Source organism: Mesorhizobium sp. M1348 (genome assembly GCF_040317925.1).
Lineage (GTDB): Bacteria > Pseudomonadota > Alphaproteobacteria > Rhizobiales > Rhizobiaceae > Mesorhizobium.
Map to the genome: position 1 here is coordinate 1 of NZ_JAMYLH010000063.1, position 9,662 is coordinate 9,662.

The 9,662-nt window shown below is 60.7% G+C and carries 11 protein-coding genes and 2 pseudogenes; 8 read left to right on the top strand and 5 right to left on the bottom strand.

What is annotated here, in order from left to right:
* The first annotated feature begins 107 nt into the window (after positions 1–107).
* The 4 genes and pseudogenes from tnpB to NKH13_RS35155 all read left to right on the top strand — a co-directional run bounded on the left by tnpB (position 108) and on the right by NKH13_RS35155 (position 2,140).
* Positions 108–425 carry an IS66 family insertion sequence element accessory protein TnpB gene (tnpB, locus tag NKH13_RS35140; protein ID WP_502914610.1) on the top strand — a complete coding sequence of 106 codons (318 nt, stop codon included), beginning with the start codon at positions 108–110 and terminating at the stop codon, positions 423–425.
* Between the two features lie 8 nt (positions 426–433).
* A pseudogene (locus NKH13_RS35145) lies at positions 434–628 on the top strand (transposase domain-containing protein); the annotation flags it as partial.
* A 317-nt stretch (positions 629–945) separates the two neighbouring features.
* Positions 946–1,514 (top strand): annotated as a pseudogene (locus tag NKH13_RS35150) (IS66 family transposase).
* Positions 1,515–1,606: 92 nt separating this feature from the next.
* A complete protein-coding gene (locus NKH13_RS35155; RefSeq protein WP_352917419.1) occupies positions 1,607–2,140 on the top strand; it encodes a Ros/MucR family transcriptional regulator in 534 nt (177 codons plus the stop codon).
* An 88-nt stretch (positions 2,141–2,228) separates the two neighbouring features.
* Here NKH13_RS35155 and NKH13_RS35160 read toward each other — a convergent pair whose 3' ends face one another.
* The 4 genes from NKH13_RS35160 to NKH13_RS35175 all read right to left on the bottom strand — a co-directional run bounded on the left by NKH13_RS35160 (position 2,229) and on the right by NKH13_RS35175 (position 4,936).
* Entirely contained in the window at positions 2,229–2,540 is a 312-nt protein-coding gene (locus NKH13_RS35160; protein ID WP_352917421.1) for a DUF736 domain-containing protein, read from the bottom strand.
* Between the two features lie 633 nt (positions 2,541–3,173).
* Positions 3,174–3,434 carry a GNAT family N-acetyltransferase gene (locus NKH13_RS35165; protein WP_352917423.1) on the bottom strand — a complete coding sequence of 87 codons (261 nt, stop codon included), beginning with the start codon at positions 3,432–3,434 and terminating at the stop codon, positions 3,174–3,176.
* Positions 3,370–3,744: a GNAT family N-acetyltransferase gene (locus tag NKH13_RS35170; protein WP_352917425.1), complete on the bottom strand. Its 375-nt coding sequence runs from the start codon at positions 3,742–3,744 to the stop codon at positions 3,370–3,372. Before NKH13_RS35170 ends, NKH13_RS35165 begins: the two co-directional genes overlap by 65 nt.
* Positions 3,745–3,949: 205 nt before the next feature.
* The gene (locus NKH13_RS35175) at positions 3,950–4,936 is read right to left on the bottom strand and encodes a methyltransferase (protein ID WP_352917427.1); all 987 of its coding nucleotides are present in this window, start codon (positions 4,934–4,936) and stop codon (positions 3,950–3,952) included.
* Positions 4,937–5,784: 848 nt separating this feature from the next.
* Between NKH13_RS35175 and NKH13_RS35180 the strand changes: the two genes are divergently transcribed.
* From NKH13_RS35180 to NKH13_RS35195, 4 genes are all read left to right on the top strand, one after another.
* A complete protein-coding gene (locus NKH13_RS35180) occupies positions 5,785–6,033 on the top strand; it encodes a DUF6894 family protein (RefSeq protein WP_352711716.1) in 249 nt (82 codons plus the stop codon).
* Between the two features lie 251 nt (positions 6,034–6,284).
* Positions 6,285–6,527: a DUF982 domain-containing protein gene (locus NKH13_RS35185; RefSeq protein ID WP_352711718.1), complete on the top strand. Its 243-nt coding sequence runs from the start codon at positions 6,285–6,287 to the stop codon at positions 6,525–6,527.
* A 189-nt stretch (positions 6,528–6,716) separates the two neighbouring features.
* Positions 6,717–6,938 carry a DUF982 domain-containing protein gene (locus tag NKH13_RS35190; protein WP_352917430.1) on the top strand — a complete coding sequence of 74 codons (222 nt, stop codon included), beginning with the start codon at positions 6,717–6,719 and terminating at the stop codon, positions 6,936–6,938.
* A 599-nt stretch (positions 6,939–7,537) separates the two neighbouring features.
* Complete coding sequence (locus NKH13_RS35195) at positions 7,538–8,095, top strand: dihydrofolate reductase family protein (RefSeq protein WP_352450320.1); 558 nt, start codon at positions 7,538–7,540, stop codon at positions 8,093–8,095.
* Between the two features lie 599 nt (positions 8,096–8,694).
* Here the strand turns inward: NKH13_RS35195 and NKH13_RS35200 are convergent.
* On the bottom strand, positions 8,695–8,922 hold the full coding sequence (locus tag NKH13_RS35200) for a DUF768 domain-containing protein (protein WP_352711721.1): 228 nt from the start codon (positions 8,920–8,922) through the stop codon (positions 8,695–8,697).
* Between the last annotated feature and the right edge of the window lie 740 nt (positions 8,923–9,662).

The following is a 9,662-nucleotide window of genomic DNA, read 5'->3' on the forward strand; positions in this document are numbered from 1 at the left end:
GAGAGGCATGAAATATTATGTGGCGGAGGCAAGCTGGGTTTGGCCGACCCGAAAGGGGTCAGGGCGGCTCCGCCACATAATCTCGCCCGACGCATAAGAACGGTTATGTGGCGCGCCACATAACCGTTCTCGGGACATCTGTTCGTGTTCCGCGGCAGGAATGCGTCGCTCCTGAAGATCCTGTTCTGGGACGGAACGGGCTTTGTCTGTTCAGTAAGTGCATCGACCGCGGCAACTTTTGGTGGCGGCGTCTGGCCGAGCCAGGTGGGTCGGTGATGCTGTCGCCAGCACAACTCGCGATGCTCATCGAAGGGATAGACGCACGCCGGAACGCTTCTGGCGACCGCTTTTGGCCGGCTGAAAAGCGTAGCAAAATCGCACCAAATCGAGCGAAGTTGCTTCTTCGAATCAACCGATTCGGGTAGATTCGGACATGCTGCTCGACCTCGACAATCTGCCCAGTGAACCGGCTCTTCTGCAGCATCTTGTGCGTGACATAGCGACGGTTGTCGAGCACCGCGAGGGTGAGATCGAGCGCCTTAAATCCATCATAAAGCAGCTGCAGCGCGCGCAGTTCGGCCGCCGTTCCGAGCGGCTCGATCCTGATCAACTGGCGCTCGGACTGGAAGAGCCCGACGGTGATCTCGCCTGCGAAGAGGAGCGCCGTCCGCGTGCAGATCGAACAGCCGTCCCGCCGCAAGCCGCTGCCCCATCATCTGCCGCGCGAGGAGGTCCTGGTCGATGTCGACGGGACCGTCTGCGCCGGCTGCGGTGGCGCGCTGAATCTTATCCGCGAAAGCGTGAGCGAGATGCTGGACTGGGTGCCAGCGCAGCTGCGCGTGATCCGCACCACGCGCCCCAAATACGCCTGCCGGCCCTGCGAGAAGGTGGTGCAGGCGCCGGCTGCGGAGCGGCGGGTTGGCGACGCCGGCGCTGCTCGCGCAGGTGCTGGTCAGCAAATATTCCGATCACACGCCGCTCTATCGGCAGTCGCAGATCTTCGCAGGAACGGTGTTGATCTTCCACGTTCGACGCTCGCCGGCTGGGTTGGCGGCTCCTGCTGGTGGCTGGAAGCCCCGCACGAGCGACTGGCGAAAAACGTCTTCGCCTCCGATCATCTTTTTGCCTATGACACACCGGTTCCGGTGCTCGATCCAGGCCGTGGCCGCACCAAGACGGGACCGCTGTGGGTGTAAGCCCGCGAGCAACACCCCTGGGGCGGACCGGAGCCGCCCGCGGCAATCTATCTGTTTGAACCAGACCGCAAGGCCGAACGCCCGGCCTCGCATCTCGAGCACTTCAAGGGCGTGCTGCACGTCGATGGCTATGCCGGCTTCGAGCAACTCACCAGCAAGGGAGATATCGTTCTCGCCGCTTGCTGGAGCCATAGGGCGTGGGCCCCCTCCCGCGCAGAAGGCGAGCGGAAAGTCCGCTTCTCCGACGCGATCAGTAACTTTATCTGCCGGGCAGAACGATGGAAGCGAAGCTTCCCGCTTGATATTTGCAGCGGATGAGGTTTGTTGGCGGAAATAACGAATTGTTTGCCTGATCGGCAATAAACAGCCCATCCGTTTCAACGCGCGCCATTAAACAAGAGGAAAACTCGATGACCGTTTCTGCAGACCAAAACGACCAGGCTGATCTCGTAGCAATTACCGCCGACATCGTTTCCGCCTACGTGTCGAACAATCCGCTGCCGGTCGGCGAGTTGTCGAAGCTGATTGGGGACACCTATGTTGCCTTGCAAGGGATCGGCACGCCTGTCGCTCCGGCCGCAGTCAAGCTGGAGCCGGCGGTATCGATCAAGAAATCAGTGTCACCTGATTTCATCATCTGCCTGGAGGACGGGAAGAAGTTCAAATCCCTGAAGCGACATATCGGAACGCATTACAATCTGACGCCCGACGCGTACCGCCAGAAATGGAACCTGCCGTCCGACTATCCGATGGTGGCGCCAAGCTACGCAGCGACCCGCTCGGCTCTTGCGAAATCAATCGGGCTCGGGCGAAAGGCGACAACGCCGGCAACAGCTGCGGCGGAAAAACCAAAACGAGCTGCTCGCGCGGCGGCAGCGACAGCAACCGCAACGGCAATCAAGTCGCCGGCTAGGAAGGCGCGCAAGGCACTCGTCAAAGCGTAGCGTGCTGCACCTGACAGGAGTGCCAACGAGTGGCGGACCCGAACTTGGCGAAGCCCCGCCGAGCGGCGGGGCTTCGTGTTAGCTCGGATCATTCTGCGGCGCGGCGAGACCATATCAGCGAGAACTCGCCGTCGGTGTCGGTCTCAACCAGGCTCGCATAGATCGGAGCGGGAAAACTTGGATCGTCGAGCTTGACCGAGTGATAGTCGCGGCCCTCACGCGAGGTCTTCTTCCATGCCGCTCCGAATTCGGTGGCTCCGGCAAAGATGCGGAAGTTCGGACCTTTCTCGTTGTCGCCTTCGGCCGGTGTCAAGGTCACCGTCTTGACGTTGAGGTTCAGGGTCTTGACCGAGCCGGAGAAGCCGTTCGCGGTGCGGGAGAATGTGCCGATCGTAGCCATCGTGGTCGTTCCTTCTGTTTTCTCGGGCCGCGCCTATCGCGGTCTCGATGGTGGTCGTGAGACCGGGGACGATCGGACCGCACCCCCAAAGTGGCTGAAACGAAGTGGAAGACGGCGGCGCGAGGCTTTCTCGGGCCGCGAGGAATGGACGCAAACCGGGTCCCCGCCATGCCTGTGTGGTGGGGTGGTACGGCCAGGGGAAGAAAACGAAGCGCCGTCGTTGCGGGAAGACGATCGAGACTGAGCGAAGCGAAGGCGGTCCTTGGTCAGACCCAATCCATCGAGGACGGCATAGGCTCAGGATGAACAGACAGGAGTGAACGCGGGGACGGCGATCAGTCACGCGCTTGCCCATCCGTGGCATGAGCGCGGCGATGACGCGTATGGTTGTGACGCCGCGCGAGGCTCCCGTAGGGAACGAAGAACTCAGGGTCAAACGCTCAAGTGAGTATTCCTACGGTGGAAGCCGGCTGAGCAAGTGATTTTCTGAGCAGTAGCGACTATGTCAGGAATGGGGCCGTGAGCCGACTGTCAGCTTCTAGGCTGAAGTCACCAGCAAATGGACGTTCCGCTGGCGACCTCATTGCGGACCTAAACAGAACAAACGATCTCTATTGGCGGATGGTTCAAAGCCTAGCAGTCTGGCATCGCGTTGCTCGCCAACAGTGACGATCCGACCTCTCCGTCGAGCGCAAAACGCTGGCAGCGCTCGCCGTGGGACTCATCGATTAAGCTCTCGATATGTTTGAAGCCGCGCTTCGCCAATATTCGCAGCGACGCGAAATTGCGCACCGCTGACTCGGCCGTCACCTGTTCAAGCGCCAGAGTTTCAAAGGCGTAGCGGAGGACTTCGCGCGCCGCCTCGCTGCCCAGTCCCGTGCCCCCAATGCGCACGCGCCAGCACAACTCCCAATGCGGCTGCCTTGGCGTCGGTTGCGCCGAAGGACAGGGTTATCGTCCCGATCGCGTCCGATACTCCTGCTTGGTCTACGGACCACTGGATCGCCTTGCCGTCAGCGAATCGCTGACGCGAACGGGCGAACCACCGTTCGCCTGCCCTTCTGTCGTCACGAACGGGATCGCCGGCAAGGGACGCGGATTCGACATCCATCGCGCGCGCAAACCATGCTGGGATATCCCGTTCGCTCGGCGCCCGAAGCACGAGCCTTGGTGTCGTGAGCTTGGGAAATCGGACTGCTTCCATGGGGCATTTTCGACCTGAGGCGGCGCCAACGCAACGGCCCTGGCAGGCCGCTCCGCTAATCACCAATGACAGCCCCTTGGTAGTGTGCCGTCTTCAGGTCGCAGTCCAATCGCTGAGACCCATTTATCGACCAGCCGGGCATACTGCCGTGTGCTCATCGGCGCCTCGGAGAGCCTTGCGTCCGAAACCAACCATCCAACCACGATCAGCCCGTGAGGCGCGCACGAAACAAGGTGCAGCCGTCCGCCAGGCGCGACCTGGAGATATCCCGGAATCCAGCCTCGGTCATCCACGCGCGATACTGACCTTCAGTGTACGATTCGCCGTGGCGATAGAGGTTCAAGAAGGTGATATTCAGAAAGACACCCTCAGGCGGGCCGAGGCGGTCGTCATCGACGACACCCCACCCCGCAATTGCGATCTCGCCTCCCGGTGTGAGGCAACGCGCCGCGTTCAGGATCGAACTGCGCGCCTGGTCAGGCGGAAGGACCTGGACGACGGCCTTCAGGATCGCCAGATCGTGCCGACCGATCGATGGCGCGACAGTTATGTCCCCCTCTTCGACAACCACGTCATCGGCACCGTATTCTGACAGGATATCTGGCGCGGCCGCTGCGACCGTTGGCAGTTCCATCAATGTCGCCGCAATCTGCGGCTGCCGCTCGCGAAGTCCGACGAGAATGGTCCCGGAGCCCCCGCCGATGTCGATCACCGAAGCGATCGCCGAGAGGTCTATCTCCCGGGCCAGTTGTCGGCCGAAGATCACCCCGCCCGGTGCGAGCATGCGGCTGAAGACCGCCGCCGCTGCGGGCCCTGCTTCAGAAAAGTCGTGCAGCGCGGCCGGCCGGTTCTGTCGCAGCGACTCTGCGGTCAGCAAGTCGGCTCCCCAGAGCTCGCGCAGGAGCGCATGATCGCCGCCGCGATAGGTCGGCTTGGACGCGTCGAGGAAGGCCGATGCTTCGGCTCCGTTGCGAAATTGACCATCCTTGACTTCGAGGAGACCGATGCTGGCGAGCGCGTAGAGGAGCCGCGACAGACGATCGGGCTCGACTTTGAGCGCGGCCCCCAGGCTGTCAGCAGTCACCGCGCTGCCATCGAGCCGGGTGAAGATGCCAAGGTCCAGCCCGGCTCGAAGCGCTAAGGCGGGGGGCACCGCTGCGATCAGCTTGTCGATCCGAGCAGAATCCACCATGTCGCCCCCCTTCCGCGATCCAGGACCGAATTTGAAGCAGCTCCCATAGATTAGAACCTCCGTTCTCCGGAAAGTGAAGACAAAATCATTATTTCGAGCGACCGACACGATGACGTAGCGGATACTCCTGGCAAAGCTGAACGTCAGCTTCTGAGAATGTCTATCGCCGCCTCGAACGGCCGACATAAGCGCAAAGCGGTTATGCGCGGCTTCATCTGCGATTGTTTGCTTCGAGCCAAAAGGGGCGACCACCTATGGTTTGGAGTTCTGCCCAATTTGCGGCCAGACATTCGACAAGCGAAACCTTGTCGAAGTGCTGCATCATCACCTTCCCGAGCATGAGCCGTTCGCGACGGATAGGTGACGGAGGTCGAAGCCGACTCGGTTTTCCGCGAATTGGATAAAAAGTCCCGCCGCACATGCCAAGACGGCGGGATCCGATCAAGTGGCTTGCACCACGCTGGGGGATGCGGGATGGGCCTGCCCGGTGCACGCGGACCGTCAGGGACTTTAGGCGCATCAGCTGCAATGCGTCCACCAACCGACGGTTGGAACGAAATTCGGCCACCGACGGATCGGTCATCCCGGATCGCTGTGGCCTGCAAACCCGTGACAGGGACGCATCCCGGGTGAAAGCCTTTGTTAAAGAAACTAAGGAACGGTGGACGAGGAAGGCGGCAAGGTGACCATCGACGTGAGGCCGCCGGTGACGATCGACCTCGACAAGGCCAGGCTGGTTGAAAATACAGGCCGCCGAAGCGCAAGAGCCCCTGCGGGCCATGCTGGATTAGCTCTTTGTATGTAAAAAAGAGACATTGAACATTTTCCGGCAATCCTGGTTAGGATTGATGCCGCGCTATTTCTTCGACTTGTCCAGCAATGGAGAGACCTTCCCAGACCCTGAAGGTTCAGAGCTTCCGAACCTGGAATCTGCGGAGGACGAGGCAGCAAAAACGCTGCTTGAAATCGCAAGAGAAAAGCTGCCCGATGGCACCTATCACGAGGCTGGCATTCAAGTCCGCGATGAAGCAGGCAACCAGCTAGCCCAGATCGTGGTCAAATTCGAACTGAACCGCATAGTCCGCATCAGACAATGAATCGATGGGAACCTGATCGTCTTCACCTTGGTCACTCGAGCCACTTGTCCGATCACCCGCTCAGAAATTTCCATCAAACATTCTGGTCTACCATTCCAGACGAAATCGCCGAGAGAACAAAGCAGAGGTCAGATGCGGCCTGCAGCTACCTTCGAAAGCTGCTTAGTCTATCATTAAAACGAACGCTGACGGATGAGCAAAAGTTGCTTAGGGGGCTTAAGGGGCGGCAAGGGCGGCAAGGAGTGACCCTTATGCCAAATCACTGGTTCTCCCCTCCGGTTCCTGTCGGGACTGAGTCTCCAAGCATGACGAACCACGTCAACAACGCCGATGCAGCGGCTAAGGAACTCCTGAAGTGGACCAAACGTGGCCCTCAGTGGAATCTCGCGGTGCACGTCTGCGTCGCTGTGCTTGCCGACGAGATGGAGCCTGAGGAGGCCCGCAAGGCATTCCTGGCTGCCGCCAAGGAGCAGGGGATATTAGTCCCTCCATAAGGCGGGCCCGCCACTCGTGAGAAAGCCGGCGGACCCAACAGCGGCTGCATCCACGAAGAATTGACCGCTGCGATTTCTGAACTACCGAGGACCTGCGTTGTTCCACTATCGCGGACTACCACTGGGTTGGTCGGCAGGCTCGTCCCGCCCTACATTTCCCTCATTGCAACCCATTGGTTCGTCCCTCCGGTGTTCGTAAGGACTGAAGCCGGTGATCGGCGTAGCTGCAACAATGCGAGGGCAGCCCTTGAGCAGCTCAAGACGTGGACCCGGCGAGGACCTCGCTGGCACAAGGCTGTGACCCTCTGCCTGTCGGCTGTGGAGGGCGATCCGATTGACCCTCACGTGATCCGAAAGGCATTTGAGGCTGCCGCTAAGGAGGCCAAAATGTACCTCTCCCCTGAGAATTAGGTACACGGTCAAGGGAGCGCGGGTGGATATAGTGGCAGCCGCCGAAGGGCTGCCCGTGCGGTTATGCTGGCTGACATGAACGCGCTCTGGTGACTATCGTCCCACTGAAGGGAAACCATGCTCGGGCTCATTTGTGGCCTGTTTCCTCGGGACGTTCGCCGCAATGGGTCGCGCCTAGGCACGCGCGTCCTATGGCAGCTCGGCCGTGGAAATGCCGCCTTGCAAGCCTTCGGCTCGCCCATGGCGTGCGTGGCATAGATCAGGCAGCGAATAGCGTGGCGCGGCGACGACCAAAGTAATCGGCCCCAAGCGTCGCCACCAAATCGGCGACTTGCAGAACAATGAGTACTGTGATGGCGGTTTTCATGGTCTTCCCCCCGGGCCGGCGCGGCCCCAGATTCAGTGCATCAATCCCACGATATGCCCGCCACCGCCACTGGCACCCCCTACGTATACGCGCGGAGCTATGATTATGGGACGGAAGGCGACCCGAGCAGCAGGACGTGAAGGAAACGAAGGGGGCACGGGGGGCGTAAGTTGAACATCAACCGCGAGCAATCGGCCTTCATGTTCTCCATTGTATGGCTTAGACTCGCCGCATGGGACTATTGACTTTCAGCATCAACGTCACCCTGGACGGCTGCGTCGACCACCAGGAGGGAATTGCCGACGACGAGACGCACGCCTTCTTCACCCGCCTTATGGATGAGGGCGGAGCAATGCTGTGGGGTCGCGTCACCTACGAGATGATGGAGAGCTACTGGCCGGCAGTCGCCCGCGGCGACGAGGAGGCGCCGCCGGCGATACGCGAGTGGGCGGTCAAGCTGGAGGCCAAGCCGAAGTACGTAGTGTCATCGACGCGAAAGGCCTTCCCGTGGACCAACAGCCACCACATCGGCGGCGAACTGCGCACGGGCGTGCAGAGGCTCAAGGACGCGACCCCGGCCGGCGTGCTCCTCGGTAGCGGCAAGCTCGCGACCGAGCTGGACCGGCTGGATCTAATCGACGAGTACAAGCTCCTCGTGCACCCGAGAATCGCGGGCCACGGCCCGACCCTCTACCAAAGCGGGCTGCCCAGCACGCGACGGCTCGAGCTGATCTCGGCCAAGCCGCTCCGCAGCGGCGCGGTCGCCATGCATTACCGGCGCGCGCGCTGACTCGGAGCAGGCTCAACGCGCCCAGCTCGGGGGCTTGCGCGTCGCAGGAGCGCCGCCGATTCACAGTCGGCTTTGGTCGCCTGGCGTCCTGGATGAGAACAGATGCACCCAAGCGCAAGAAGCCCCTGCGGGACATGGTGGACTAGTATGGAAACGGGCCTTTGCTCTCGCAGCAAACATGAGGCACCGCTCCTGTGCCGCGACGGCAGCGCGTAGGCTTTGGCGCCGGCCACTTTCAGCCCCCTCGTTCAAAAGTTGGCTTCCAGCCGCGATTGCGCGCACGCTGCTGGCCTTCGTAGTCAGGAATGCATGTGAAGAACACCGGCCGGCGGTCACGGCCGGCAGCCCTGCAATCTGAGCAAACAAAAGCCCGACTAGGTCGTTACGCATTGAGCCGTGGTCACGGCCGAGCCTGTCACTCAGCGCCGGATATCGAGCCTCGTCGATTTGCAGCACATCGGATGGCCGCAATTGACATACGCCGTCTCGCGGGCGGCCAGAGTGTCGGCAAGTGTTTTCTGAGGCATGCATGGCGATCTGTTGAAGGTGTCGCCGCACCGAATTTCACTGTCCGGTCTGTCGGCCGGATGCTAGTCGCTTCAGGGCATTTCCACCATGCCGCCTTCACGATGCAGCATGGCGTCGAAAATGACGTCGAAAACGTTCCCGACCTCCTCTTCGATCTCATGTGCCTTGATGCCGCTCTCCTCAGCCGCTTTGAGAGCCTGGTCGGCAAGATCCCTAATGGCGAACGGATCGTTTGACCTTGCGTTAGGCAGATGCTCTGCCATCCATTTGTCGAAGAAGTTGATGCCGCGTGTGCTCATCCAGCCATAAGCTGGCGAATGGGATTAAGTTCCTTCTTCCCGAAAATCCTGCAGCGAGGCGTGCCAAAGGTCCTCCTCGCCCCTGAGACAGGTGTACGCCCTCGGCAAAGTTGCCGCGCAATCCGGGGCAGTCTTCGGTTATGTTTCCCTTTGACCCAACCCGGGTCGCGAGATCGACTGCCCGGAATTCAATGGAACTCCCCGCCCGCCTTGAGACAAACTTGCAAAACTGCGGCTCTTGCGGATGGATGATATGAGGTCGTCGACTCGGTCCACCGGCTCGGCCACCGGCTTTCTCGCATGCGATCGAGCCTCCAGCCGGTTGTCATAAATGCGCTTCAGCAAATCGCAGGCCACTTTGGCGCGCTGCCATGTCCGACCGACAAGTGAGCAGCCTCCTAAGCTTGCCGGGGCATTGTCGACCTCATCCCACACCATCCACGTGCCGGACGGCTCGGGGTGACAACGGAATCTAGATTGATCGTCTTCCATAGACGACTAACGAGAAAGCCACCTCTAGGTTCGATGTAAGGCGATAACGTGGTTAACGTGGCGCCGACCTTTTCTTCTACCCCTGGCTGCTTTCGGCTTTTCTTTGTTCCCGGTCCGCCGAGCGAACTCTTGGTCGGGGTTGCTTCTGACCTGCCACTGAATTTTCATCCGGCTGCAGTTAGAGCCTCGGCGGGTTTTACGCCGTATGGCGCGGGTTGAGCAACGGGTGATCGGCGGAGCTGGTCGGG

What these genes read in the sequence shown, in the direction of transcription:
- NKH13_RS35195 (WP_352450320.1), top strand. Translation starts at nt 7,538, where the DNA reads ATGGGACTATTGACTTTCAGCATCAACGTCACCCTGGACGGCTGCGTC.
- NKH13_RS35170 (WP_352917425.1), bottom strand. Translation starts at nt 3,744, where the DNA reads ATGGAAGCAGTCCGATTTCCCAAGCTCACGACACCAAGGCTCGTGCTT.
- NKH13_RS35155 (WP_352917419.1), top strand. Translation starts at nt 1,607, where the DNA reads ATGACCGTTTCTGCAGACCAAAACGACCAGGCTGATCTCGTAGCAATT.
- NKH13_RS35180 (WP_352711716.1), top strand. Translation starts at nt 5,785, where the DNA reads ATGCCGCGCTATTTCTTCGACTTGTCCAGCAATGGAGAGACCTTCCCA.
- NKH13_RS35185 (WP_352711718.1), top strand. Translation starts at nt 6,285, where the DNA reads ATGCCAAATCACTGGTTCTCCCCTCCGGTTCCTGTCGGGACTGAGTCT.
- NKH13_RS35200 (WP_352711721.1), bottom strand. Translation starts at nt 8,922, where the DNA reads ATGAGCACACGCGGCATCAACTTCTTCGACAAATGGATGGCAGAGCAT.
- NKH13_RS35160 (WP_352917421.1), bottom strand. Translation starts at nt 2,540, where the DNA reads ATGGCTACGATCGGCACATTCTCCCGCACCGCGAACGGCTTCTCCGGC.
- NKH13_RS35175 (WP_352917427.1), bottom strand. Translation starts at nt 4,936, where the DNA reads ATGGTGGATTCTGCTCGGATCGACAAGCTGATCGCAGCGGTGCCCCCC.